This window comes from Streptomyces griseoaurantiacus, from assembly GCF_036189845.1.
GTDB classification, from domain to species: domain Bacteria; phylum Actinomycetota; class Actinomycetes; order Streptomycetales; family Streptomycetaceae; genus Streptomyces; species Streptomyces griseoaurantiacus.
Window position 1 is genome coordinate 6137453 of record NZ_CP108326.1, and the last position, 22978, is coordinate 6160430.

The following is a 22978-nucleotide window of genomic DNA, read 5'->3' on the forward strand; positions in this document are numbered from 1 at the left end:
GGTGCCGGGGCCCCGGCACCGCCCGGTGGTCGGTCAGGAGGCGGCGAGCCGGTCCACGTACTCGAAGACCGAGCCGTCGGGATGACGGACGATCATGTTGCGGCCGCCCGGGGTGTAGATCGGCCCGGCGACGATCTGCGCGCCCAGCGCACCGAGTTCGCGGTGCGCCTCCTCCACGTCCTTCACCGCGATGGTCGCGGTGACCTTGCGGAGGATCTCCAGCTCCGCCTCGGGACCGCTCATCAGGAGGAAGAATCCGATCGCGGCGACCTCGACGCCACCCCGCGCGTTGCGCTGCGCGGGGGCGCCGGCGATCCTCTCGTAGAACGGGATCGAAGCTTCCAGGTCGTCGACGCAGATGCGCAGCGTGGCTCCCATAATCTCCATGGCCGACAGGGTAGTTGGCCGCCCTCGCGGGCGCCGCCCCCCGCCCGGACCCGGGGCGGGGTCCCTCAGGCGAGCTGCGGGAGCACCTTCGTACGGTAGAAGTCGAAGAAGCCCTTCTGGTCGGGGCCGATCTGGTTGACGTAGACCCGGTCGAAGCCCGCGTCGGCGAACTCCTTCAGGGCCCGCGCGTGCTCCTCGGGGTTGTCGCCGCACACCCGGTTCTCGCGGACCATGTCCTCGGTCACCAGCGGCTTCAACTGCTCGTAGTGCTTGGGGGAGGGGAGCACCTGGCCCATCTCGCCGGGGAGCTGCTCGTTGAACCACAGCTCCCGGACCGTGCGCACCGCCTCGTCCTTGTCGCTGCCGTAGCAGACCTTCGTGCCGCCGCTCACCGGCTTCGCCCCGCCGCCTCCCTTGCGGTACTGCTCCACCATCGACTCGTCCGGCATCATCGTGATGTAGCCGTCCCCGACCCGCGCGGCGAGCGAGGTGGCCGCCGGGCCGAAGCCGGAGATGTCGATGGGCACCGGCTCGTCGGGGATCGTGTACAGGCGGGCGTTCTCCACCGTGTAGTGCGTGCCGTGGTGGTTGACCTCCTCGCCGGTGAACAGCCGGCGCATCACCTGGATGGCCTCCTCCAGCATCTCCATCCGCACGTGCGCCGCCGGCCAGGCGTCGCCCAGGATGTGCTCGTTGAGCGCCTCGCCGGTGCCCACGCCCAGCCGGAAGCGGCCCTCGGTCATCACCGCGCTGGTCGCCGCGGCCTGCGCGATCACCGCCGGGTGCGTGCGCACCGTCGGACACGTCACCGCCGTCTCGATGGGCAGTGACACCGCCTCCGAGAGCGCCCCGATGACCGACCACACGAACGGGCTCTGCCCCTGCGCGTCGTGCCACGGGTGGTAGTGGTCGGAAATCCACAGCGCCTGGAAACCGGCCTGCTCGGCCATCCGCGCCTGGTCGACCAGTGCGGCGGGGCCGTGCTCCTCGCAGGAGAGGAAATAGCCGTACTCGGGCATGGGGTACCTCCGCGACAGGGTTGTTCGGTCATCCGTTCGGGTAACCCCCGCGACCACCACGAAACGCGGCCTCGCCCGGCCCCGGCCACGTTTGGCCGCCCTGACCAGGGGGACGCGGACTGTTCGAGCACCGGACCACTTGACCCATGCCGACCACCGCCGGAGGCGAATCGTGAGTCGACCCCGCATCCTGATCGTCGGAGCCGGATTCGCCGGCTACCAGACCGCCCGAACCCTGTCCAAGCTGGCCCGGGGCAAGGCCGACATCACCCTTCTCAACCCGACGGACTACTTCCTCTATCTGCCGCTGCTGCCCCAGGTGTCCGCCGGCATCCTGGAGGCCCGCCGCGTCACCGTCTCCCTCTCCGGCACCCTGCCGAAGGTGAAACTGGTGCTCGGCGAGGCCGACGGCATCGACCTCGACGGCCGCACGGTGCACTACACCAACCCCGAGGGCGACGAGGGCACACTCGCCTACGACCGGCTGGTGCTCGCCGCCGGCAGCGTCAACAAGCTGCTGCCCATCCCCGGCATCGCCGAGCACGCGCACGGCTTCCGCGGCCTGCCCGAGGCCCTCTACCTGCGCGACCACATCACCCGCCAGGTGGAACTCGCCGCGAGCTCCGAGGACCCCGAGGAGTGCGCCGCCCGCTGCACCTTCGTCGTCGTGGGCGCCGGCTACACCGGCACGGAGGTGGCCGCCCAGGGGAAGATGTTCACCGACCACCTCGTCAAGGAGCACCCGCTGCGCTCCGGGATGCGCCCGCGCTGGCTGCTGCTCGACCTCGCCAAGAAGGTCCTGCCCGAACTGGACGAACGGCTCTCGCGCACCGCCGACCAGGTGCTGCGCGACCGCGGTGTCGAGGTGCGGATGGGCACCTCCGTGAAGGAGGCCACCGCCCGGGGCGTCCTGCTCACCGACGGCGAGTCCGTGGACACCCGCACCCTGGTGTGGTGCGTCGGCGTCCGCCCCGACCCGCTCGCCGAGTCCACCGGACTGGCCCTGGAGCGCGGCCGGCTGCTGGTCGAGCCCACCCTCCAGGTGCCCGGCAGGCCCGAGGTGTTCGCCTGTGGCGACGCGGCCGCCGTGCCCAACCTGGAGGACCCCGGGAAGTACTACCCGATGACCGCCCAGCACGCCTGGCGGCAGGGCAAGACCTGCGCCCACAACATCGCCGCGTCCTTCGGGCAGGGCGACCCGCGCCCCTACCGCCACCGCGACCTCGGTTTCGTCGTCGACCTCGGCGGGGTCAAGGCCGCCGCCAACCCGCTCGGCATCCCGCTCTCGGGGCCGCTCGCGGGCGCGGTCACCCGCGGCTACCACCTCGCCGCGATGCCCGGCAACCGCATCCGGGTAGCCGCCGACTGGCTGCTGGACGCCGTACTGCCCCGCCAGGGCGTCCAGTTGGGTCTCGTGCGGTCCTGGTCGGTGCCCCTGGACACGGACACGCCGGAGCTGGCCCGGATGCCCGGGGCGCCGGACAGGTCCGGGAAGCAGGACGGCGAGAGCAAGCCGAGCGCGGAGAACAAGCAGGCCAAGCCGAGCGCGCAGAACAAGCAGGCCAAGCCGAGCGCACAGGGCAAGCCGAGCGCGCCGAGCGGGTCCGGCAAGCAGGGCAAGCCGAACGGCCAGAGCGGGCCGAACGAGCGGACCAAGCAGAACGACAAGACCGGCGGCGGGGCCGGAACCACGGAAGGGAACTCATGAACAACGAGCAACTCACCGAGCTCGCGCAGCAGTTGCGCGTCGACAGTGTGCGTGCCGCGGCCGCCGCCGGCTCCGGGCACCCCACGTCCTCGATGTCGGCCGCCGATCTGATGGCCGTCCTGCTCGCCCACCACCTGCGCTACGACTTCGCACGCCCCCAGCACCCCGCCAACGACCGGTTCGTCCTCTCCAAGGGCCACGCCTCCCCGCTGCTCTACGCGGCGTACAAGGCCGCCGGCGTCGTGGACGACGAGGAGCTGCTGACCTTCCGCTCGCAGGGGAGCCGGCTCGAGGGGCACCCGACACCCCGGCAGCTCCCCTGGGTGGAGACCGCCACCGGTTCGCTCGGCCAGGGACTCCCGGTCGGCGTCGGCATCGCGCTCGCCGGAAAGCGGCTCGACCACGCCGACTACCGGGTGTGGGTGCTGTGCGGCGACAGCGAACTCGCCGAGGGCTCCGTCTGGGAGGCCGCCGAGCACGCCGCGTACGAGAACCTCGACAACCTCACCGCGGTCGTCGACGTCAACCGGCTCGGCCAGCGCGGCGCCACCCGCCACGGGCACGACCTGGACGCCTACGCCCGCCGTTTCAAGGCTTTCGGCTGGCACACCGTGGAGGTCGAGGGCCACGACGTGGAGGCCGTCGACCGTGCCTTCGGCGAGGCCCGCTCCACCACCGGACAGCCCACGGTGATCCTCGCCCGCACCCTCAAGGGCAAGGGCGTCAAGGCCACCGAGGACCGCGAGGGCCTGCACGGCAAGCCGGTCAAGGACGCCGACGAGGCCATCGAGGAGCTGGGTGGCGTCCGGGACCTGCGGGTGACGGTGCAGTCCCCGCCCGAGGCCCGCGCGCTGCACTCCGTGCCCACCGGCACCCTGGAGCTGCCCCGCTACGAGAAGGGGGACGAGGTCGCCACCCGCAACGCCTTCGGCGAGGCACTGGCCGCGCTCGGCCACGCCCGTGGGGACGTCGTCGCCGTGGACGGCGAGGTCGGCGACTCCACCCGCGCGGAGTTCTTCGCCAAGGAGCACCCCGAGCGGTACATCGAGTGCTACATCGCCGAGCAGCAGATGATCGCGGCCGCCGTCGGCGTCGCCACCCGCGGCTGGGTGCCGTACGCCTCCACGTTCGCCGCGTTCCTCTCCCGCGCGCACGACTTCGTCCGCATGGCGGCCGTCAGCGGCGCCGGGATCTGCGTCAACGGCTCGCACGCCGGTGTCTCCATCGGGCAGGACGGCCCCTCGCAGATGGGCCTGGAGGACCTGGCGATGTTCCGCTCCGTGTACGGCTCGACCGTGCTGTACCCGTGCGACGCCAACCAGACCGCCAAGCTCACCGCCGCCATGGCGGGCCTCGACGGCATCCGCTACCTGCGCACCTCGCGCGGCGAGGCCCCGGTGCTCTACGGGCCCGAGGAGGAGTTCCCCGTCGGCGGCAGCAAGGTGCTGCGCTCCTCCGAGGAGGACCGGCTCACCCTGGTCGCCGCCGGTGTCACCGTCCACGAGGCGCTGGCCGCCGCCGACAGCCTCGCCGAGTCCGGCATCCGGGTTCGCGTCGTCGACCTGTACTCGGTCAAGCCCGTCGATCGGCGCACCCTGCGCGAGGCCGCCGAGCAGACCGGCTGCCTGATCACCGTCGAGGACCACCACGAGGAGGGCGGCCTCGGCGACGCCGTGCTCGACGCCTTCGGCGACGGCCGCCCGGTGCCGCGCCTGGTGCGCCTCGCCGTGCGGAACATGCCCGGATCGGCCTCCCCGGAGGAGCAGCTGCACGCCGCGGGCATCGACGCCGAGTCCATCGCGGCCGCGGCCCGGCTGCTCGTGGAACAGGCCGTGGTGCGCTGAGATGAGCGGCGGGCGGAGCGTACGGGCGGGCCGGCACACCCTCCGGATCCACCGGCCGGACAAGGTGCTCTTCCCGCCGCCCGGCGGTGGGGACGGGGACGGGAGCGGCGGCGGGGACGGGAGCGGCGGCCCGGAGTACACCAAGGCCGATCTGGTCGAGTACTACCGGTCCGTCGCCCCGTACCTCCTGCCGCAGCTCCGCGACCGGCCGCTCATGCTGGAACGGCATCCGGACGGCGCCGGGGGGCCGCGCTTCATGCAGAAGAACGTCTCCCCGCACTACCCCGACTGGATCGCCCGGGTCGAGGTGGCGAAGGAGGGCGGCACGGTCTGCCACCCGGTGTGCCAGAACACGGCCACCCTGGTCTACCTCGCCGACCAGGCCTGCCTCACCCTGCACCGCTGGCTCTCCCGGAGCGGGAACCTCGACCGCCCCGACCGGCTGGTCTTCGACCTGGATCCAGCCGGGGAGGACGACTTCCCCCTGGTCCGGGAGACCGCCCGGCATCTGGGGGAGCTGCTCGGGGAACTGCGGCTGCCCTCCGCCCTGATGACCACCGGCTCCCGGGGCCTGCACATGATCGTCCCGCTCGACGGGCGGCACGGCTACGAGGAGGTGCGCGCCTTCGCGCGGGACGTCGCCGACACCCTCGCCGCCGCCCACCCCGACCGGCTCACCACCGCCGCCCGCAAGAAGGACCGCGGCGACCGCCTCTACCTGGACGTGCAGCGCAACGCCTACGCGCAGACCGCCGTCGCCCCCTGGAGCGTGCGCGCCCTGCCCGGCGCCCCCGTGGCCGCGCCGCTGGCCTGGGAGCAGCTCGACGACCCCGGCCTGCACGCCCGCCGCTGGACCCTCGCCGACGCCGTCGACCAGGCCCGCACCGGCCCCTGGCGCGAGCTGCCACGCACCGGGCGCGCCCTCGGCCCGGCCCGCCGCCGGCTCGACGCCCTGCGCTGACCGGGCCGTGACGCCGGGAAACAGCGCGGAGCGGCATCCCGCTGTCTCAAAACCGCCCCCACAGGTTTGCGAGGGAGACGCGGGGCACCCGCTTTACGAGGTGGCCATGTCGAACACATCCCATGCATCGAATTCACGAGATTCATCCGAACGGACCAGCAGGTCCGAGAAGTCCGACGAGGCCGAGGAGGCCCGGGGAAGCACGAGAAGAAAAGCCATGACGCCGATGGAAGTCGTGCGCAAGGGAAGCGCGCAGTTCGTCGAACTCACCGGTCTGGAGGCCGAATCCGTGTCGTCCTTCGCGCGCACGGACGACGGCTGGAGCCTGGAGATCGAGGTCCTGGAACTGTCCCGCGTCCCCGACACGATGAGCCTGCTCGCCAGCTACGAGGTGGAACTGACCGCCGAGGGCGACCTGGCCGGTTACCGACGGGTCCGCCGCTACGAGCGCGGCCGGTCCGACCGCCGGTCGGGCGGCTGACAGGACACCCTTCCCGGCGGCAGAGACACCCCGCACACGTCATAGAAGGAGGCATCACCGGTATGTCCGTAGTTCCGGCCCAGCAGTCCGGAGGTGGAGGCGGCTCCAGCGGCCTCTACGACGTTCTCGAACTCGTCCTCGACCGGGGATTGGTGATCGACGCGTTCGTCCGTGTGTCCCTCGTAGGCATCGAGATTCTGAAGATCGACGTCCGGGTCGTCGTGGCCAGCGTCGACACCTACCTGCGCTTCGCCGAGGCCTGCAACCGGCTCGACCTGGAGTCGGGCCCCAACAAGAGCACCGGCCTGCCCGAACTGGTCGGTGAGATGACCGAGTCCGGCGCGCGCGGCAAGTCCAAGGGCGCCCTGTCGGGTGCCGCGCAGACCATATCCGACGCCTTCAGCCAGGCCCGTGACGAGGGCCGTGGCGAGGAGAGCCGGAGCGAGTCGCGGCCGCGGGCCCGCCGGGCCCCCGCACGCAAGAAGGAGGAGTCGGAGTGAGCACGTACGTCTACGGCATCACCGCGGGCTCGCACTCCTCGCTCCCGGAGGAACTGGCCGGGGTCGGCGACCCGGCCCGCCCGCTCAGGACCGTCGAGGGAGGCGGCCTGACGGCCATCGTCAGTGACGCCCCCGAGGGGCTGCGCCCCAAGCGCAGGGACCTGCTCGCCCACCAGACCGTGCTGAGCGAGGCGGGCGCGGGCGGCTCCGTGCTGCCGATGCGTTTCGGCAGCCTCGCCCCGGACGACGACGCCGTCGCCCAGGTGCTGCAGGAGCGGGCCGAGCACTACCGGGAGCGGCTCGCCGCCCTGGACGGCCGCGTCGAGTACAACATCAAGGCCACCCACAACGAGGAGGCCGTGCTCTACCGCGTCATGTCCGAGAACCCGGAGCTGCGCGCCCTCGCGGAGTCCAACCGGCGCTCCGGCGGCGGGAGCCACGAGGACAAGCTGCGGCTCGGCGAGATGGTCGCGCAGGCCGTGCAGCGCCTGGAGTCGACGGACGCCGACGAGGTGCGGCGGCAGCTCGAGCCGGCCGCCGAGGCGGTCAGCCCCGGCCCCGACTCCACCGGCTGGCTCGCCAACGTCTCCTTCCTGGTGCCCCGTGACGGCTCCGCGCGCTTCGTGGAGGCCGTCGACGAGGTCCGCAAGAACAACCCGCACCTCGAACTGCGGGTCAACGGGCCGCTGCCGCCCTACAGCTTCGTCGAGCCGGGCCCCGCCGAGCCCGCCAGGACGCCGAGCGGCACGGTGGCGGCCGAGGAGTAGGCCATGGGACTGCTCAGCGAGGTCCTGATGCTGCCGCTCGCACCGGCGCGCGGCAGCTACTGGGCGATCAGACAGGTGGTCGCCGAGGCGGAGCGCCAGTACTACGACCCGGCGAACATCCGGGCCGAGCTCGCCCAGCTCGAGCGCCGTCTCGAGGCGGGCGAGATCACCGAGGAAGAGTTCGACGCACAGGAGGACGCGCTTCTGGACCGCATGGAGATCGGCATGGGCCGCACAGGGTCGACGGACAACGGGACGGCATGATGAACCGAACGGCATTGGGCCTCGCCATAGGGGCCGGGTACGTCCTGGGACGTACCAAGAAGATGAAGATGGCCTTCGCCGTCGGCACGCTCGTCGCGGGCAAGAAGATGCAGCTCAGCCCGCGCGCCGTGGCCGACCTGGTGAGCCAGCAGCTCAAGAGCAATCCCCAGTTCAAGGAGATCGGCGACCAGCTCCGCCAGGATCTGCGCGGGGTCGGCAAGGCCGCCTCCGGCGCACTCGTGGAGCGGCAGATCTCCACGCTCGCCGACCGGCTGCACAGCCGCACCGGTCAGCTCCGCGACCAGGCCTCCGGTGTCCTCCCCGGGACCGCCGACGACGCCGACGACGCCGGTGACGGCGACGAGGGCGACGAAGGCGTCGAGGAGGACGAGGACCGCGGCCGCGAGGAGCAGGAGTCCGCCGAGGACCGCTCGAAGGACCGCTCCGGCGACGAGGACCGCTCGGAGGACCGGGACGAGGCCCCGCGCCGCCGTCCCGCGAAGAAGGCGCCCGCCCGCAAGGCGGCCAAGAAGGCCCCCGCCAAGCGGACGGGCGAGGGCGACGGGGCCGCCGGTGGAGCCGGGGGTGCCGCCAAGAAGACCGCACGCACCGCGAAGAAGGCACCGGCCAGGAAGACCGCCGCGGCCAGGGGCACCGCCCGCCGCGCCACCGGCGGCCAGTCCGGTGAAGGGAGGCGGTGACCATGGCCGACACCGTGGGATCCGCGGCCGGCAAGGCGACGGGAGGCCTCTCCGGGGTCGCCCGCAGCGAGGCGGTCGACCGCCTCAAGAGCGAACTGCAGAGCTACCTGGGCGCCCAGGCCGAACGCGCGCTGGCCGGTCTCGGCCGCAAGCTCGGCGAGACGACCGGCAAGCTCAACGACATCGCCGAGGGCAACAGCCCCGGCTTCGCCAAGCTCGCCCTGGACGGCGGCCGCAAGATCGCCGAAGGGAAGGGGCCGCTGCGCTCCGCCCTCGAGCTGGGCGCCGGACGGGCCAAGGACAGTGTCACCGGCGCCGTCAAGAACCTCACCGGCGGTGGCAAGGGCAAGCGCAAGGGCGGCGGATCGGGTCAGAAGCCCACCGTCATCCTGGAGTCCGTCGACGTGGGCGTGCCGCTGCGCACCGCCTACGACCAGTGGACGCAGTACCAGGACTTCAGCACCTTCGCCAAGGGCGTCAAGAGCGCGAGCCGCTCCGACGACACCAGCTCCGACTGGCAGATGAAGGTGTTCTGGTCCAACCGGAGCTGGAAGGCCAAGACCACCGAGCAGATCCCCGACGACCGGATCTCCTGGAGTTCGGAGGGCGCCAAGGGCACCACCAAGGGCGTCGTCTCCTTCCACTCCCTCGGGGAGAACCTCACCCGGGTGCTGCTGGTCATCGAGTACTACCCCTCCGGGCTGTTCGAGAAGACGGGCAACATCTGGCGCGCCCAGGGCCGCCGGGCCCGCCTGGACCTCAAGAACTACGTCCGCTTCCTCACCCTCAAGGGCGAGGCCTCGGACGGCTGGCGCGGCGAGATCCGCGACGGCGAGGTCGTCCGCAGCCACGAGGACGCGGTCGCCGAGGAGGAGCAGGAGGAGGACCAGCGCCAGGAGGACGGCGAGAACGGCGAGGACACAGCGGGCGCCGAGCAGCCCGAGGACGCCGAGGCCGCCGACGAGTCCGAGGAGCCCGAGGAGGGCTACGAGGACGAGGAGGAGGGCGCCTACGAGGACGAGCCCGAGGGCGAGTACGAGGAGGGCGAAGCCGAGTACGAGGACGCCGAGGACGCCGAGGACTCTGGGGAGCCCGAGGACGCCGAGGACGCCGAGGACGGGGACGAGCCCGCCGAGGACACGGAGCCCGAGGAGGGTTACGAGGAGGAGACCGAGTACGAGGACGAGCCCGAGGCCGAGCCCGAGGACGAGCGGCTCGCCTCCGGGAGCCGGCGATGACGACACCCGCCAGACTCCCCGACCCCTACGGCGCCCCCGCCGGCGGCGCCAACCTGGCCGACATCCTCGAACGGGTGCTCGACAAGGGCATCGTGATCGCCGGTGACATCAAGATCAACCTGCTCGACATCGAACTGCTCACCATCAAGCTGCGCCTCGTCGTCGCCTCCGTCGACAAGGCCAAGGAGATGGGTATCGACTGGTGGGAGGACGACCCGGCGCTCTCCTCCCGTGCCAGGCGCCAGGAACTGCGGCGTGAGAACGCCGAGCTGCGCGCCCGACTGGAGCGGCTGGAGGGTGGTACTCACGGCGAGGAGCAGGAGCTCGTCGAGGGTGCCGCCCCCCGCACCCCCCGCAGGGAGGAGTCCCCATGACCGCGTTGCGGTACGTCTACGCAGTCTGCCGCCCCCTCACCGCCCCCCTCCAGGCAGAGCTGAGGGGGGTGGCGGGTGCTCCGGCCCGCCAGCTCGAGCACCACGGGTTGATCGCCGTCGTCAGCCAGGTCCCGGATTCCGACTTCTCCGAGGAGGCGCTGCGGACCCGGCTGGAGGACATGGACTGGCTCACCGCCACGGCCCGCGCCCACCAGAACGTCATCGACGCGCTCACCGGAGTCACCACGCCGCTGCCGCTGCGCATGGCCACGGTGTTCCGCGACGACAGCGCCGTCCGCGTGATGATGGAAAAGCGCGAGGACGCGTTCCGGCACGCGCTGGACCGGCTGGACGGACGCGTCGAATGGGGCGTCAAGATCTTCATGGAGAACGCCGACGGAGAAGGCGGCGGTGACGGGGGCGAGGACACCGGAGCGCGTACCGGGAGCGCCGCCCCGAAGGCCATGTCCGGGCGGGACTACCTCCGGCAGCGCCGTATGCGCACCGCGGCCCGCGAGGAGCAGTGGCGACAAGTCGAGGAATTCGCCCGCCGGCTGCACGAGTCGCTTTCCGCGCAGGCGGAGGATTCCCGGCTGCACGCCCCGCAGAACCCCCAGCTCTCGGGTGCCGCGGGCCGCAATGTGCTGAACGCGGCCTATCTGGTGCCGCGGGCGCGTTCCGAGGAATTCGTGACGCTGGTGGACCGCACGAAGGACGACACCCCCGGAATCCGGGTCGAGCTGACCGGGCCGTGGGCGGCGTACTCGTTCACCGGACTCGCCGAGGAGAGCGCGGGGGAGCCGACGTGACGGTCGTCGAACGCCGGGAGATCGCGCTGGTCGACCTGCTCGACCGGCTGCTCGCGGGCGGCGTGGTGATCACCGGGGACGTCACCCTGCGCATCGCGGACGTCGATCTCGTCCGCATCGATCTCAACGCCTTGATCAGCTCCGTCAACGAGAACGTCCCCTCGCCCTGGCCGGAGGCCGAATGATCATGACCGACAGTGGCACGACCGGCAACGGCACGACCGGCAACGAGGCGAACGAGGGCGGGCACGAAGGACGGCCGCGCCGGCGGATGGAGCTGGAGCCCGACACGGTCGAGCGCGACCTCATCAAGCTCGTGCTGACCGTCGTCGAGCTGCTGCGCCAGCTCATGGAACGCCAGGCGGTACGCCGCTTCGACACCGGCGACCTCACCGAGGAGCAGGAGGAACGCATCGGGTTGACCCTGATGCTGCTCGAGGACCGGATGACCGAGCTGCGCGAGCGTTACGGCCTGCGGCCCGAGGACCTCAACCTGGACCTCGGGCCGCTCGGCCCGCTCCTCCCGCGCGACTGAGGCGAACCCGCCCGCCTTTTTCTGCCCCTTCGCACGGCACACGAGAAGAGCCCCCGCGGAATTCCGCGGGGGCTCTTCTCGCACTCTCGTACTGCGATTACCACCTGTACCATCGGCCCCTGGAGCCGGAGGAACTCGTACCGCGCACCAGGAATCCGAGAAGCCATACCACCAGCACCACGAGCGCGATCCACCACAGGATTTTCACCGCGAAGCCGGCACCGAAGAGAATGAGGGCGAGCAGCAGAACCAGCAGAATGGGAACCATGATTGTGTACCTCCTGCGATTCTTATTGCCCGGAATTACGTTTTCAGGCTCGCTTGCGGCCCAGAATCTCCGCGTGCAGGACCGCGAACCAGCCGTCGGACCGGCGCCCCCAGGCGCGCCACGCCTCGGACACCGACCGGAGCTGCTCCTCGTCTGCGTGCCCGCCCGAGGTGGCCCGCCCGGCGTACGCGGAGGCGAGGGTGCGGTCCGCCCACAGGCCGCTCCACCAGGCCCGCTCCTCCTCGGTGGCGAAGGTCCAGGTGCTCGACGTGGCGGTCACGTCGGTGAGCCCCGCCTCCAGTGCCCACGAGTACAGCCGCCGTCCCGCGTCCGGCTCGCCCCCGTTGGCGCGCGCCACCCGGCGGTACAGGTCCAGCCAGTCGTCCAGGCCGGGCACCAGGGGGTACCAGGTCATCGCCGCGTAGTCGGAGTCCCGTACCGCGACGAAGCCGCCCGGCCTGGTGACCCGCACCATCTCGCGCAGGGCCTGTACGGGGTCGCCCACGTGCTGGAGCACCTGGTGCGCGTGGACCACGCAGAAGGTGTCGTCGGGGTATTCCAGGGCGTGGACGTCGGCGACCGCGAAGTCGATGTTCGTCAGCCCGCGTCCCGCCGCCGTGGTCCGGGCCTGCTCCAGGATCTCCGGGGCGCGGTCGACACCCGTGACATGGCCGTCGGGGACCAGTTCCGCCAGGTCGGCGGTGATGGTGCCGGGCCCGCAGCCGATGTCCAGGACCTTCATGTGCGGCTTCAGCGAGCCCAGGAGGTAGCCCGCCGAGTTGGCGGCGGTCCGCCAGGTGTGCGAGCGCAGCACGGACTCGTGGTGGCCGTGCGTGTAGACGGCGGTCTCCCGCGGTTTCGACATGGCGTCTCTCCCCTTCACGACGTACGGGCGTACGGGTACACGACGTGCGGCCCCGCGGTGCGCGGGGCGCGGCACCGCCGCACCCGCCGCACCGCGGGACCGTGCGGAACACCGTATGCCGTTCACCGCATGGTGAGACGAGTTGTCTCGCTGGATGGACAAGATCGCTGCGGGGTGCCGTCACGCCAGGGGCCGGTACACCGTCAGGGCCTCCGGCTGCTTGAACAGGGTGATCGTGCCCTCCACCTCGGTGACCTCGCCGTCGTAGGCCAGCAGCGTGCCCGGCGCGACCCCGTCGAGCCGCAGCCGGCGCACCCGCACCGCGGCATGCGCGGGGGAGCGGGTGAGCGGACCCGCGGCGGCCGCGGACAGCAGACGCAGCGCGGGGCGCCGCCCGCCGTGCACGACCCGCACGTCGAGCTTCCCGTCCGCCAGGTCGTAGCGGCGGCCGGGGGCGAGACCCAGCCGGTGGTACGTGCCGTTGCCCGCGAACAGCAGCCACAGCGGGTGCGCCCGGCCCTTGATCTCGGCCTCCAGCGGATGCCGGTCGGCGCGCAGCACCTTCAGCGCGGCCAGCAGCCCGGCCGGCCACGCGCCGATCCGGTGCGACCAGCGCTCCCGCTCACGCACCAACTCCGGGTAGACGCCCAGGCTGAACGTGTTGATGAAGACGCCGTCCCGCTCCGGGGTCGACCAGCGGCCCATGTCCACCCGGACGGCGTCCCCGCGCTCCAGCGCACGGGCCAGATCGCGGACGTCCTCGATGCACAGGTCCTGGGCGAAGTGGTTGAGGGTGCCGCCGGGCACGACCGCGAGCGGCAGCGCGTGGCGCACGGCGCTCTCCGCGGCGGCGTTCACCGTGCCGTCGCCGCCGCACACGCCGAGCACTCGCGCGTGGGCGGCGGCCTTCTCCAGTTCGTCCCGCACGTCCTCCGGCTCGCACTCCACGATCTCGGCGCGCGGCAGCAGCTCGTGCAGGGCCCGCACGCGGTCCGAGGTGCCCGAGGCCCGGTTGGCGACGACGACCAGTCCCTCACCGGCGGGAAGCGCGGGAGCGTCGGCGTGCGGCCGGCCGGGGGAGGGGAGCTGGTCGCGGGTGGGCACCAGACCCCGCACGGCGAAGGCGGCGCCGACGCCGAGGGCGGCGCCCGCGAGGACGTCACTGGGGTAGTGCACGCCGGTGTACACGCGGGAGACCGCGACCGCCGTCGCCACCGGTGCCACGGCCGCGCCCAGCCCGCGCGACTCCAGCGCGACCCCGGCGGCGAAGGCCGCGGCCGAGGCGGCGTGCCCGGAGGGGAAGGAGGTCGTGAACGGCTGCCGCTTGAGCCGCCGGGCGAGCGGCACCGGGTCCAGTACGGGGCGGGTGCGGCGGATCGTGCGCTTGCCGAGGGTGTTGATGGCGGCGGAGGCGAGCGCGAGGGAGGCGAGACCGCGGGCGGCCGCGCGCCGGCCGCGGGGGGTGCGGGCGGCGGTGAGCGCGGCGGCTCCGGCCATCCACAGCACCCCGTGGTTCGCCGCACGGCTCAGCCGGGGCAGCACGGCGTCGGCGCCGGGCCAGTGGCGCGCGGCGACGGCCTCGAACACCCGCCGGTCGGCGGTGAGCAGACGGCCCCGGAGGGAGTGCCGGCCCGACGGCCGGAAGGGAAGGTCGACATTCGGCGTCATGCGGAGCGTCTACCCTGCGGGACGCCTTGTGTGTATGGCCGTGATGCCGTGTGCGTACGGCCGTGTGGGTGCCCCTCCGGCCGCGTGGGCTACTTCCAGCGCAGCAGCGCCCCGAGGCCGCCGACGGGGGCCTCCGCGCGGGTCGACGGCTGGGCCGGCGCGACCGAGATCGCCGGCGCGCCCGTCGCGACGGCCGCCCGCACCAGCGCGTCGTCCGCCCGGGCGGCCCAGGAGCGCTGCTCGCCCAGCGTCTTCAGCTCGGTCCGCCGCACCGCCACCTGGTCGGCGTCCTCGCCGACCCACACCTCCCGGTGCGCGTCCGCCCCGTCCGGCAGGACCAGCAGCTCGTCGATGCGGTGCTCCCGCGCCGCCTCGATCACCGCCGGCACGCCCTCGACGGCCAGCGGCCGCCCCTGAGCGTCCGGCGACCGCGCCGCCAGGAACCGCTCCAGGTCCTCCTCGGCCCGGTGGCGCACATGATCGGCGCGGATGCGCTCGACATCCTCGTCCAGCAGCCGGCTGCCCGCCCCGTGCGGGGCCTCCACGGTCCGGTCCCGCACCTGCTGCGGCAGCCGCCCGTGCACGCTGTGCCGCTCCCGCTCCTCGCCGACGAGGATCACCAGATCCGCGCCGGTCTCCTCCTGGCAGGCCGCCAGCGCCTCGGCGACCTCCGCCGCGTTGTGCTCCCAGGTGTTCTCCACCTTGAGCTGGAAGTGCCGCTCCGACCAGTCCGCCGAAGCCGTGCGGTGCAGCGGCCACTGCCGGCCGGTCACCGTCCCGGCGTCCGAGCTGCCCAGTGCCCCGCGCAGTTCGAAGTCGGCACCCTCACGGTCCAGATAGGCCACCACGCACACCGGGTCCTCCCCCGCGAGCTCGAGCAGCGGAGTGGTCCGCGGCAACGGCGCCCAGCAGGCGGAGGAACCGCCCGCCGGCCGCTCGGCCAGCGGGGGATCGAGCACCACCTCACCGCCGCGGGCGAACAGTGCCCTGCCGTGGGGTTCGGAGGAGTGCCGCAACTCCTCGAGGGCCGAGCGCACCGCCTGGCAGGTCGCCTCGTCCGCACCCTGGCGGGCCAGTTCCCCGGCGAGCGACTGGGCGGTCAGGTGACGTTCGTGCGCCGTCGACTCCGTGTGCCGCGAGGTGTCCATGTACACGGAGGCCCAAGGCCCGGGCTGTTCGTACAGGGGCTGCAGAAAGGCGAGATCCATGGCTCACTCCCGGGTGGTGCTCGGAGGTATCGCGTCGGGAGCGGGTACCCGCACCCCATGAACGAACACGACGAGCGGGCCACCGCGACGACCGGGATCGACCCGGGCCGATTCAGTGAGGACCAGCTGATGCAAGAGCTGGAGACCATCCACCGCACACGCCACGACACCCTGCTCCACGGCTCGGACGACGCGCTGCGCGCGCACAACGAGCGGATGGCGCAACTGGAGGGGGAGTACCTGCGCCGTCATCCGCGCCGGCTGGTGTCGGCGGGCCGCACCCGGGAGGGCGCCCGGGAACGCGGTCGCGCGGACGAGGCGGCACCGCAGTGAGACGAGGCGGTGGCCGGCCCCCGGGTGTCACCCGGTGCCGGCCACCGCCTCGCCTGGGACGCGGTCCGCGCGGCCCCCTCCGGGGCCGCGCGGACGGCTTCCGCCTTCTACTTCTCCGCGGCCTTCTCGAACTCCTCGAGGAACGTCTCGCAGAACGCCTTCAGGTCGTCCGGCTTGCGGCTGGTGACCAGCACGTTCGAGCCGCCGTCGCAGACCTTCACCTGCTCGTCGACCCAGGTGGCGCCCGCGTTGCGCAGGTCCGTCCGCAGGCTCGGCCACGAGGTCAGCGTGCGGCCGGAGACGACGTCGGCCTCGATCAGCGTCCAGGGCGCGTGGCAGATCGCCGCGACCGGCCGGCCGCCGTCGAAGAAGGCGCGGACGAACGCGACCGCCTTCTCGTCCATCCGCAGCGCGTCCGGGTTGGCGACGCCGCCGGGCAGCACCAGCGCGTCGAAGGACCCGGCGGACGCCTCACCGACGACCTCCCCGACGGGGAAGGTGTCGGCCTTGTCGAGGTGGTTGAACGCCTGGATCTCCCCGGACGCCGTCGACACCAGCACCGGCTCGTGCCCGGCGTCGGTCACCGCCTGCCAGGGCTCGGTCAGCTCGACCTGCTCGACACCCTCGGGGGCGGTCAGGAATGCGATGCGCATCGTGTTCACTCCTCCTCTTCCTCGGTTTCCTCGGTCTCTTCGGTCTCTTCCTCGGTTCTTCCTCTGCCGTCGCTCCGCTCTCCCACCGGCGTCAGGACCGGCCGGTGCCGCTTCCGGCCACCTCGAGGACGGCCTCCGCGAGAGCCTGGGCGTTGGCGTACCGCGTCTTGTGCGGCAGCCGCTCCAGGGACGCGACAAGGGCGTCCGGGGCGTTGTCGTGGCGCAGTGCCCGGATCAGCTCGGCGGGCCCCGCGGGGAAGGCCGTGCGGCCCAGCCGGCGGGCCAGCTCGAGACGCACGCTCTCCAGCGAACCGGAGGTGCCCGGGGCCACCGGGCCGCCGGCGACCTCCAGGTCGTCGTCGGCGCTGGGCTCCGGGTCGTGCCACTCCTCGGTGCGTGTCGGGTGACCGGACCGCAGCATGCCCTGCAGTTCGTGCTTCATCTCGTCGTCGCGATGGACGCTCAGCCTGTCGCTGCCTCGCTGCATGTCAGCACTCCAACCTTCGTGGGTTGTGCCCGCGTACCCGGTGAGGCGGAGCCGACACGGCCGCACGGGGACCGTTCCGGACCGGTCCGTTCCGGCCCCGCCGTGCGCCGCCGACCTGCTCCGACGAGTTTGGCGTCCGCCGTCGTGGTGACCCGGTGCGACAGTCCCCGCGCGATAGTCCCCTGGGGTCCTTCGAGGAGGACGAACCATGGTGGTGCTCGCTGTGATCATCCCGCTCGTCATGCTGGGTTTCCTGATGGCCCTGGACCGCTTCGAAGACCTCGTGTTCCCGGCCGCACCGGCCGCCCCGCCCGCCGAGGACACGCAGGACGCCGGCACCGCCCGGGGCACCGGAGGGCCCCTCGGCACCGGCACACGGGTGCGGTGAGGCCCCAAGGTGGTCCACCGGACCCCGGAAGTCTCCACGCCCGCCCGTGGTCCCGGCAGAGCCGGGGCAACGCGGCCGGAGATCCGCACCGGACCTGTGGAGGGGCGCGGCGCCCGCGAACGCCGCGCGACCAGGCATTCCTCCCCGGAACGGGGCGAAGCGCGCGGAACCATCGGTGCCGATCGTGTCTTCCGGGGCGTTTGCCCCCAAGACACCCGGGCAGGCGCACCTCCAGTGCTTCGGACAGGAGGCACGTCCCTGGGAGCGGCGGCCGTCGGCACGGAGGTGCCGGGGCCGGTTTTCCCGGCGCTCCCCGTAGCGCCCATCGCCCAGCATCCCGTAGGGAGCCGCGAGCACCATGCGTACGCAGGCAAGCGCGAAACACCATCCGCACGACGACGCCCCCGACACCGCCGCCGACTTCCGCCGTCTCGCCGCACTCCCCGACGGCCCCGAACGCGATGCGCTGCGCTCCCGCGTCGTCGAGGCCTGGCTGCCCATGGCCGAACGGCTGGCGGGCCGCTTCCGCAACCGCGGCGAGAGCTACGAGGACCTGCGCCAGGTCGCCGCACTGGGCCTGGTCAAGGCCGTCGACCGGTACGAACCCGACCTCGGCAACGCCTTCGAGAGCTACGCCGTCCCCACGGTCACCGGGGAGATCAAGCGGCACTTCCGGGACCACATGTGGACGCTGCACGTGCCGCGGCGCGTGCAGGACCTGCGCAACCGGGTGCGGTTCGCCACCCAGGACCTGTCCCAGACGATCTCCGGCCGGCGGCCCACCGTCGCCGAGATCGCCGCGCACGCCCACCTCAGCGAGGAGGACGTCAAGGCGGGACAGGAGGCGCTGGAGAGCTTCACCGCGCTGTCCCTGGACGCGGAACTGCCCGGCAGCGAGGACGGATACTCGCTCAGCGACGCGCTCGGCTCGGCCGACCCCGCGCTCGACACCGTCGTGGACCGCGAGTCGGTGAAGCCGCGCCTCGCCGCCCTTCCCGAGCGGGAGCGGGCCATTCTCTACATGCGGTTCTTCGGCGACATGACGCAGAGCAGGATCGCGGAGCAGCTCGGCATCTCGCAGATGCACGTCTCCCGGCTGATCAGCCGGTGCTGCGCACGGCTGAGGGAGCAGATCCTCCGCGACGCGAGGACGGACACGAGCGACGCCTGAAGGACCGCCCGGCCGACGGGCCGACGGACCGCCCGCCCGACGGACCGCCCGCCCGACGGGCCGGCCGACGTCCGGTGGGCCGAGGAACGACCGGCCGAGGAACGACCGGCCGAGCAACGACGGCTTCCCGGTTCACTCCGGCTTCCCGGTTCACTCCGATGGCCGAGCCCGTCGCGCCAATGGGTGACGGTCCCGGGCGGCGCCGGCGGGGCGGGACTGTGATGGAGGCGGGGCACGGAGTCGAGCGCCGTGTCCTTCGACGTTCCGTCCGAGGAGTCCGCCCATGCGCCGCCGTGCCCCCCGAGTTCTCACCGCCGTCGCCCTCACCGGAGCCGCCCTCGGCCTCACCGCGCCGGGAGCCTCCGCGGCGGCCGATCCCTCCGCACGGGTCGAACCCCGCGAGGCCGCGCCCGGCGGCACCGTCACCGTCTCCGTGTCCTGCGACGCCCCCGGCGGCACCCCGCCCGCCTCGATCGAGGCCACCTCGCGCGGCTTCGAGGACGGCAGGGTGATGCTGCGCCGTGTCGACGCCACCGGCACCGCGCTGACCTACACGGGCACGGCCCGGGTCCCGGCCGACGACAGCCCCGGCGCCCTGCCCGAGCCGGGCGCCGGGCCGGACGGCCAGGCCGTGGTCCCCGACGACCTCGACGACCTCGACGCCCTCGACGACCCCGCCGCCCCGGCCGACGGCACGGGCGAGTGGTCCGTCGACGGCGCCTGCCCGGCCGCACCCGGCGGGGCGGGGGAGCAGTGGAGCACCTCCTTCGGCCTGACCGGGGGCGAGGGCGACACCGACACGGGCGCCGACACCGGCGCGGACCTCGCCCAGGACCCGCCCGTCGCCGTACCCGGCACCGGCACCGGTGACGCCGGGGCCCGGCCGCGTCCCTCCGCCTCCGCCCCGGCCCCGAGCCACCGTCCGAGCGCGCCGGCCACCGAGCCGTCCTCCGCCGGGACGCAGCACGGTGCGGAGCACGGGGTGGAGGCCGGGCGCGGGGGCGCGTTCACCGACTCCCCGCCGGCGATGGCCGCCGGTGCCCTGCTCATGGCCGGCGCGTTCGGCGCCGCCGTACACCGCCTGCGGCGCCGCCTCACCCGTCCCCGCCGATGAACGCGGACACGCCCCCCACAGGCGCCCACGCGCCGAGGAAGGCCGGTGAACGCGGCACGGCCGGGAACCACGTGTGACGCCCGGGAACACTGGAACCGCGGACGACACCCATGACACGGCGTGACCCGGGGTACTCAGAGCCCATGGGCACCGTCGGCACCGCACGGCACCCCAGGAGGACGGCAGGGCACGCCCGGAACCCCGGGCCCGGTACCACCGCGCGGAGGAACCCATGGGGCGGACGGATCCCGAAGGGCACGGTCCCGTCCGGTACGGGCCGCCCCTGCCGGGCCAGGGACTGCCCGTCCTGCCGAGCCTGGCCGCCGCCCTCTGCGCGACCGCCGAACGCGCCGACGACGAGGCCCCGGTGGGTGGCACCCCCGCCCTGCTGGACGCCGCCGCGGGCTACCTCGCCCGCCGCCGGCTGCCCGCGGGCCCCGTCCGTCCGGTCGCCGCGCCCGGCGCCCCCGCCCTCCTCGTCGCCCTCACCGCCGCGCTCGGCGGGGACGTGCTGGTGCCCCGGCCGTGCGCCGCCTGGTGGACACCGCTGGCCCGCGCGCTCGGCAGGTCCGTCTTCCACGTGCCGATCCCCGCAGAAGGCGGCGGCGTGCCCGACCCGTACGCGCTCCTGGAGACCGTCCGCCGGGTCCGCGCCGAGGGCGGCGACCCCCGCATCCTCGTGCTCTCGGCCGCCGACGACCCCACCGGCACCGTCGCCCCGCCGGACCTCGTGCACGAGACCGTGGAGGCGGCCGCCGCCGAGGACCTGCACCTGATCAGCGACGAGACCTGGCGCGACACCCTGCACCGGCCGGAGGAGACCGTCCAGTTCAGCCCCGCCGAGATGCTCCCCGACCGGGTCACCGTCCTCACCGACCTGGCGGGCCCCTTCCTGCCGCCCGGCTGGCCCGCCGCCGTCGCCCACTTCCCCGGCACCCCCGACGGAGCCGGACTGCGCGCCCGCGTCCTGGACGTCCTCACCGCGCTCGGCGCCCGCGTCGCCGACCCGGTCGCCGCCGCGGCCGCCCGCGCCCTCGACGAACCCGCCGACGTCACCGCGCGCCGCACGGCCGCCGTCCGCCTGCACGCCCGTGTGGCCGCCGCCGCGCACGCCACGGTGATCCGCGCCGGCGCCCTGGCCCGGCCCCCGGCCGCCGGACGGCACCTGTACGCCGACCTCGAACCGCTGCGCCCCGGCCTCGCCGCCCACGGCGTCGGCGACGCCCAGGAACTGGAGGAATTCCTGAGCGCCCGTCTCGGCCTGCCCGTGCCCGGCGGCCACCGGTTCGGCGACGACCTGGACGCCCTGCGCGTCCGCCTGTCCACCGGCCCGCTGCTCGGCCCCGGCCCCGAGGAGCGGCTGCGCTGCCTCGACGCCCCCGACCCCGTGGAATCGCCGCACGTGCGCGAGGCGTTGATCCACCTGGGCACGGTCCTCGCGGACCTGCGCCGGGACGCCAGGCCCGGCCGCCCCCCACCCCCCGGCAGCGAGGACTGAACCCGACGAAGCACGCGACGAAGCCCAGCGATGGGAGCCCCTCGATGACGCAGAAGTCCGAGCCGACCACCAGACCCCTCACCCCGCCGGACGAGGACACCGTCTCCGTCCCCGGACCGGAGGGGCGGACGCGGCCCCCGCTCGCGCCCCCCGCCGGCCCGCGCCCCCCGGCCGAGCCGCGCCGCTGGCCCCGCTCCTTCGCAGACCGGCTGACGGTGCCCCTCGTCAGCGGCCCCGGCCCCTACGCCCGGCTGCTGCGCGAGGGGGCGCTGTACCCGCGCCCCGAGACGCTGAAGGACGTCCCCCTGCTGCCGTACGAGCCCGGGCCGCTGCCCCCGGCCGGTCCCGGCACCGTCGCGGTCACCTGGGCCGGGCACGCCAGCTGGGTGATCCGCATCGGCGGCCTCACCGTGCTCACCGACCCCGTCTGGTCGCGCCGCATCCTCGGCACCCCCGCCCGCATCACCCCCGTCGGCGTGCCCTGGGAGAGCCTGCCCCGCGTGGACGCCGTCGTCATCAGCCACAACCACTACGACCACCTCGACGCCCCCACCCTGCGCCGGCTCCCGCGCGACACCCCGGTCTTCGTGCCGGCCGGCCTCGGCCGCTGGTTCCGGCGCCGCCGGTTCACCCGCATCACCGAACTCGACTGGTGGGAGGCGGCCGAACTCGGGGGAGTGCGCTTCGACTTCGTCCCCGCACACCACTGGTCCAAGCGCGGCCTCACGGACACCTGCCGCACGCTGTGGGGCGGCTGGGTGCTCACCGCGCCCGAGGGCCGCCGCATCCACTTCGCGGGCGACACGGGCTACGGCCACTGGTTCCGCGCGATAGGCCACCGCTACCCCGGCATCGACCTCGCGCTGCTCCCGATCGGGGCCTACGACCCGCGCTGGTGGCTGCGGGACGTCCACTGCGATCCCGAGGAGGCGGTGCAGGCCGCGATGGACCTGGGGGCGCGGCGGATGGCGCCGATGCACTGGGGCACCTTCGTGCTGTCCGCGGAGCCGGTGCGGGAACCGCTGACCCGGGTCCGCGCCGCCTGGGCGGACACCGGCCGTCCGCGCGAGGACCTGTGGGACCTCCCGATCGGCGGCTCGGCGGTGCTGGACTGAGCGCCGCCGGGCCGCCGCACGGTCTCAGCCGGTGGCCCGGCGCACCCGCCGCCACAGGGCCGGCGCCGCGCTGATCACCACCGTGAGCAGCACCGCGGCCAGCACCCCCTCCCACGGCTCGGGGAACAGCGAGCCGCCCAGGATCCCGATGAGCTGGTACGTCAGCGCCCAGGCCAGGCACGCGGGCAGGCAGCCCCGTGCGAACGTCCGCATCGGCATCTTCGCCATCAGGCACGCCAGCATCACCGGTATGCGCCCGGCCGGCACCAGCCGCGACAGCGTCAGCACCGCGACCTCGTGCTCGCCCAGTTTCTCCTGCGCCTGCTCCAGCCGCTCCTCGGGCGCCCGCGCCCGCAGCGCCTCCAGCCACCGGGAGCCGTTCTTCGAGTGCATGCCGCGCCGCCCCAGCCAGTACAGCGTCACATCACCGAGGAAGGCGCCGAGCGCGGCCACCAGGAAGATCAGCAGCAGTGCGAAGGGCGCTTCCTGGTGGAAGGCCACCACCGCCGCCGTGCTGACCAGCGCCCCGGTCGGCACCACCGGCACCAGCGCCCCGATCAGCACCAGCAGGAACAACGAGGGATAACCGAACGCCTGTTGGTCGGGAGTGGTGGGCAGCATC

The 22978-nt window shown here is 73.4% G+C and carries 28 protein-coding genes; 19 read left to right on the forward strand and 9 right to left on the reverse strand.

The features are described 5' to 3' along the window. Nucleotides 1-33: 33 nt before the first annotated feature. Nucleotides 34-387 (reverse strand): VOC family protein, encoded by a 354-nt coding sequence (locus OHB09_RS27130; protein WP_040896621.1) that lies wholly within the window; start codon nt 385-387, stop codon nt 34-36. 65 nt (nt 388-452) lie between these two features. Next, the gene (locus OHB09_RS27135) at nt 453-1406 is read right to left on the reverse strand and encodes an LLM class F420-dependent oxidoreductase (protein ID WP_191851875.1); all 954 of its coding nucleotides are present in this window, start codon (nt 1404-1406) and stop codon (nt 453-455) included. Nucleotides 1407-1578: 172 nt separating this feature from the next. Here OHB09_RS27135 and OHB09_RS27140 point away from each other — a divergent pair, with 172 nt between their 5' ends. The 13 genes from OHB09_RS27140 to OHB09_RS27200 all read left to right on the forward strand — a co-directional run bounded on the left by OHB09_RS27140 (nt 1579) and on the right by OHB09_RS27200 (nt 11588). Beyond that, the gene (locus tag OHB09_RS27140; RefSeq protein ID WP_328922681.1) at nt 1579-3114 is read left to right on the forward strand and encodes an NAD(P)/FAD-dependent oxidoreductase; all 1536 of its coding nucleotides are present in this window, start codon (nt 1579-1581) and stop codon (nt 3112-3114) included. Further along, a complete protein-coding gene (locus OHB09_RS27145) occupies nt 3111-4958 on the forward strand; it encodes a transketolase (RefSeq protein WP_328922682.1) in 1848 nt (615 codons plus the stop codon). The genes OHB09_RS27140 and OHB09_RS27145 overlap by 4 nt, the downstream gene beginning before the upstream one ends. A 1-nt stretch (nt 4959) precedes the next feature. Beyond that, nucleotides 4960-5919 carry a non-homologous end-joining DNA ligase gene (gene ligD / locus OHB09_RS27150; RefSeq protein WP_328922683.1) on the forward strand — a complete coding sequence of 320 codons (960 nt, stop codon included), beginning with the start codon at nt 4960-4962 and terminating at the stop codon, nt 5917-5919. Nucleotides 5920-6025: 106 nt separating this feature from the next. Continuing rightward, a complete protein-coding gene (gvpO, locus tag OHB09_RS27155; protein ID WP_006142951.1) occupies nt 6026-6400 on the forward strand; it encodes a gas vesicle protein GvpO in 375 nt (124 codons plus the stop codon). Nucleotides 6401-6462: 62 nt separating this feature from the next. After that, nucleotides 6463-6900, forward strand: a complete 438-nt coding sequence (locus tag OHB09_RS27160; RefSeq protein ID WP_006142949.1) for a gas vesicle structural protein GvpA — start codon at nt 6463-6465, stop codon at nt 6898-6900. After that, on the forward strand, nt 6897-7667 hold the full coding sequence (locus OHB09_RS27165; protein WP_006142948.1) for a GvpL/GvpF family gas vesicle protein: 771 nt from the start codon (nt 6897-6899) through the stop codon (nt 7665-7667). The genes OHB09_RS27160 and OHB09_RS27165 overlap by 4 nt, the downstream gene beginning before the upstream one ends. A gap of 3 nt (nt 7668-7670) precedes the next feature. After that, nucleotides 7671-7931, forward strand: coding sequence for a gas vesicle protein GvpG (locus tag OHB09_RS27170; protein WP_006142947.1), 261 nt, complete (start codon nt 7671-7673; stop codon nt 7929-7931). Next, complete coding sequence (locus tag OHB09_RS27175) at nt 7928-8632, forward strand: DNA primase (protein WP_371787971.1); 705 nt, start codon at nt 7928-7930, stop codon at nt 8630-8632. The genes OHB09_RS27170 and OHB09_RS27175 overlap by 4 nt, the downstream gene beginning before the upstream one ends. 2 nt (nt 8633-8634) lie before the next feature. Then, nucleotides 8635-9870 carry an SRPBCC family protein gene (locus tag OHB09_RS27180; protein WP_234527784.1) on the forward strand — a complete coding sequence of 412 codons (1236 nt, stop codon included), beginning with the start codon at nt 8635-8637 and terminating at the stop codon, nt 9868-9870. Beyond that, nucleotides 9867-10244, forward strand: a complete 378-nt coding sequence (locus OHB09_RS27185) for a gas vesicle protein (RefSeq protein ID WP_093593182.1) — start codon at nt 9867-9869, stop codon at nt 10242-10244. The genes OHB09_RS27180 and OHB09_RS27185 overlap by 4 nt, the downstream gene beginning before the upstream one ends. Further along, on the forward strand, nt 10241-11053 hold the full coding sequence (locus OHB09_RS27190) for a GvpL/GvpF family gas vesicle protein (RefSeq protein WP_319350732.1): 813 nt from the start codon (nt 10241-10243) through the stop codon (nt 11051-11053). Before OHB09_RS27185 ends, OHB09_RS27190 begins: the two co-directional genes overlap by 4 nt. Further along, nucleotides 11050-11238 carry a gas vesicle protein gene (locus tag OHB09_RS27195; protein WP_006142942.1) on the forward strand — a complete coding sequence of 63 codons (189 nt, stop codon included), beginning with the start codon at nt 11050-11052 and terminating at the stop codon, nt 11236-11238. The genes OHB09_RS27190 and OHB09_RS27195 overlap by 4 nt, the downstream gene beginning before the upstream one ends. 86 nt (nt 11239-11324) lie before the next feature. Continuing rightward, nucleotides 11325-11588, forward strand: coding sequence for a gas vesicle protein K (locus tag OHB09_RS27200; protein ID WP_040896726.1), 264 nt, complete (start codon nt 11325-11327; stop codon nt 11586-11588). A gap of 97 nt (nt 11589-11685) precedes the next feature. Here the strand turns inward: OHB09_RS27200 and OHB09_RS27205 are convergent, their stop codons facing one another. The 4 genes from OHB09_RS27205 to OHB09_RS27220 all read right to left on the reverse strand — a co-directional run bounded on the left by OHB09_RS27205 (nt 11686) and on the right by OHB09_RS27220 (nt 15597). After that, a complete protein-coding gene (locus OHB09_RS27205) occupies nt 11686-11856 on the reverse strand; it encodes a hypothetical protein (protein ID WP_006142940.1) in 171 nt (56 codons plus the stop codon). Nucleotides 11857-11899: 43 nt separating this feature from the next. Next, nucleotides 11900-12721: a methyltransferase domain-containing protein gene (locus tag OHB09_RS27210; RefSeq protein ID WP_328922684.1), complete on the reverse strand. Its 822-nt coding sequence runs from the start codon at nt 12719-12721 to the stop codon at nt 11900-11902. Nucleotides 12722-12901: 180 nt separating this feature from the next. Then, the gene (locus OHB09_RS27215) at nt 12902-14389 is read right to left on the reverse strand and encodes a bifunctional phosphatase PAP2/diacylglycerol kinase family protein (protein ID WP_167795144.1); all 1488 of its coding nucleotides are present in this window, start codon (nt 14387-14389) and stop codon (nt 12902-12904) included. Between the two features lie 89 nt (nt 14390-14478). Beyond that, nucleotides 14479-15597: a baeRF2 domain-containing protein gene (locus OHB09_RS27220; RefSeq protein WP_191851866.1), complete on the reverse strand. Its 1119-nt coding sequence runs from the start codon at nt 15595-15597 to the stop codon at nt 14479-14481. A 57-nt stretch (nt 15598-15654) separates the two neighbouring features. Between OHB09_RS27220 and OHB09_RS27225 the strand changes: the two genes are divergently transcribed. Then, a complete protein-coding gene (locus OHB09_RS27225; protein ID WP_191851865.1) occupies nt 15655-15930 on the forward strand; it encodes a DUF6158 family protein in 276 nt (91 codons plus the stop codon). A gap of 107 nt (nt 15931-16037) precedes the next feature. Here OHB09_RS27225 and OHB09_RS27230 read toward each other — a convergent pair whose 3' ends face one another. Continuing rightward, on the reverse strand, nt 16038-16583 hold the full coding sequence (locus OHB09_RS27230; protein WP_191851864.1) for a type 1 glutamine amidotransferase domain-containing protein: 546 nt from the start codon (nt 16581-16583) through the stop codon (nt 16038-16040). 91 nt (nt 16584-16674) lie between these two features. Beyond that, complete coding sequence (locus OHB09_RS27235; protein WP_006142934.1) at nt 16675-17070, reverse strand: DUF2795 domain-containing protein; 396 nt, start codon at nt 17068-17070, stop codon at nt 16675-16677. Between the two features lie 208 nt (nt 17071-17278). Here OHB09_RS27235 and OHB09_RS27240 point away from each other — a divergent pair, with 208 nt between their 5' ends. From OHB09_RS27240 to OHB09_RS27260, 5 genes are all read left to right on the forward strand, one after another. Continuing rightward, entirely contained in the window at nt 17279-17458 is a 180-nt protein-coding gene (locus tag OHB09_RS27240) for a hypothetical protein (protein ID WP_006142932.1), read from the forward strand. 358 nt (nt 17459-17816) lie between these two features. After that, the gene (locus tag OHB09_RS27245; protein ID WP_006142931.1) at nt 17817-18629 is read left to right on the forward strand and encodes an RNA polymerase sigma factor SigF; all 813 of its coding nucleotides are present in this window, start codon (nt 17817-17819) and stop codon (nt 18627-18629) included. Between the two features lie 283 nt (nt 18630-18912). Beyond that, nucleotides 18913-19743: a hypothetical protein gene (locus tag OHB09_RS27250; RefSeq protein WP_328728105.1), complete on the forward strand. Its 831-nt coding sequence runs from the start codon at nt 18913-18915 to the stop codon at nt 19741-19743. 232 nt (nt 19744-19975) lie between these two features. Beyond that, complete coding sequence (locus tag OHB09_RS27255; RefSeq protein ID WP_167795586.1) at nt 19976-21241, forward strand: aminotransferase class I/II-fold pyridoxal phosphate-dependent enzyme; 1266 nt, start codon at nt 19976-19978, stop codon at nt 21239-21241. A 44-nt stretch (nt 21242-21285) separates the two neighbouring features. Then, nucleotides 21286-22356, forward strand: a complete 1071-nt coding sequence (locus OHB09_RS27260) for an MBL fold metallo-hydrolase (RefSeq protein WP_328922685.1) — start codon at nt 21286-21288, stop codon at nt 22354-22356. Between the two features lie 24 nt (nt 22357-22380). On the opposite strand, the gene OHB09_RS27265 is transcribed toward OHB09_RS27260, so the two are convergent. Beyond that, complete coding sequence (locus OHB09_RS27265; RefSeq protein ID WP_040896724.1) at nt 22381-22977, reverse strand: DedA family protein; 597 nt, start codon at nt 22975-22977, stop codon at nt 22381-22383. Nucleotide 22978 lies beyond the last annotated feature (1 nt).

Excerpts from the sequence above, each read along its gene's own strand:
- OHB09_RS27160 (WP_006142949.1), top strand. The coding sequence starts at position 6,463 with ATGTCCGTAGTTCCGGCCCAGCAGTCCGGAGGTGGAGGCGGCTCCAGC.
- OHB09_RS27145 (WP_328922682.1), top strand. The coding sequence starts at position 3,111 with ATGAACAACGAGCAACTCACCGAGCTCGCGCAGCAGTTGCGCGTCGAC.
- OHB09_RS27185 (WP_093593182.1), top strand. The coding sequence starts at position 9,867 with ATGACGACACCCGCCAGACTCCCCGACCCCTACGGCGCCCCCGCCGGC.
- ligD (WP_328922683.1), top strand. The coding sequence starts at position 4,960 with ATGAGCGGCGGGCGGAGCGTACGGGCGGGCCGGCACACCCTCCGGATC.
- OHB09_RS27250 (WP_328728105.1), top strand. The coding sequence starts at position 18,913 with ATGCGCCGCCGTGCCCCCCGAGTTCTCACCGCCGTCGCCCTCACCGGA.
- OHB09_RS27175 (WP_371787971.1), top strand. The coding sequence starts at position 7,928 with ATGATGAACCGAACGGCATTGGGCCTCGCCATAGGGGCCGGGTACGTC.
- OHB09_RS27210 (WP_328922684.1), bottom strand. The coding sequence starts at position 12,721 with ATGTCGAAACCGCGGGAGACCGCCGTCTACACGCACGGCCACCACGAG.
- OHB09_RS27170 (WP_006142947.1), top strand. The coding sequence starts at position 7,671 with ATGGGACTGCTCAGCGAGGTCCTGATGCTGCCGCTCGCACCGGCGCGC.
- OHB09_RS27230 (WP_191851864.1), bottom strand. The coding sequence starts at position 16,583 with ATGCGCATCGCATTCCTGACCGCCCCCGAGGGTGTCGAGCAGGTCGAG.
- OHB09_RS27245 (WP_006142931.1), top strand. The coding sequence starts at position 17,817 with ATGCGTACGCAGGCAAGCGCGAAACACCATCCGCACGACGACGCCCCC.
- OHB09_RS27190 (WP_319350732.1), top strand. The coding sequence starts at position 10,241 with ATGACCGCGTTGCGGTACGTCTACGCAGTCTGCCGCCCCCTCACCGCC.
- OHB09_RS27255 (WP_167795586.1), top strand. The coding sequence starts at position 19,976 with ATGGGGCGGACGGATCCCGAAGGGCACGGTCCCGTCCGGTACGGGCCG.
- OHB09_RS27260 (WP_328922685.1), top strand. The coding sequence starts at position 21,286 with ATGACGCAGAAGTCCGAGCCGACCACCAGACCCCTCACCCCGCCGGAC.
- OHB09_RS27265 (WP_040896724.1), bottom strand. The coding sequence starts at position 22,977 with ATGCTGCCCACCACTCCCGACCAACAGGCGTTCGGTTATCCCTCGTTG.
- OHB09_RS27235 (WP_006142934.1), bottom strand. The coding sequence starts at position 17,070 with ATGCAGCGAGGCAGCGACAGGCTGAGCGTCCATCGCGACGACGAGATG.
- gvpO (WP_006142951.1), top strand. The coding sequence starts at position 6,026 with ATGTCGAACACATCCCATGCATCGAATTCACGAGATTCATCCGAACGG.
- OHB09_RS27180 (WP_234527784.1), top strand. The coding sequence starts at position 8,635 with ATGGCCGACACCGTGGGATCCGCGGCCGGCAAGGCGACGGGAGGCCTC.
- OHB09_RS27135 (WP_191851875.1), bottom strand. The coding sequence starts at position 1,406 with ATGCCCGAGTACGGCTATTTCCTCTCCTGCGAGGAGCACGGCCCCGCC.
- OHB09_RS27200 (WP_040896726.1), top strand. The coding sequence starts at position 11,325 with ATGGAGCTGGAGCCCGACACGGTCGAGCGCGACCTCATCAAGCTCGTG.
- OHB09_RS27225 (WP_191851865.1), top strand. The coding sequence starts at position 15,655 with ATGAACGAACACGACGAGCGGGCCACCGCGACGACCGGGATCGACCCG.
- OHB09_RS27215 (WP_167795144.1), bottom strand. The coding sequence starts at position 14,389 with ATGACGCCGAATGTCGACCTTCCCTTCCGGCCGTCGGGCCGGCACTCC.
- OHB09_RS27220 (WP_191851866.1), bottom strand. The coding sequence starts at position 15,597 with ATGGATCTCGCCTTTCTGCAGCCCCTGTACGAACAGCCCGGGCCTTGG.
- OHB09_RS27130 (WP_040896621.1), bottom strand. The coding sequence starts at position 387 with ATGGAGATTATGGGAGCCACGCTGCGCATCTGCGTCGACGACCTGGAA.
- OHB09_RS27240 (WP_006142932.1), top strand. The coding sequence starts at position 17,279 with ATGGTGGTGCTCGCTGTGATCATCCCGCTCGTCATGCTGGGTTTCCTG.
- OHB09_RS27205 (WP_006142940.1), bottom strand. The coding sequence starts at position 11,856 with ATGGTTCCCATTCTGCTGGTTCTGCTGCTCGCCCTCATTCTCTTCGGT.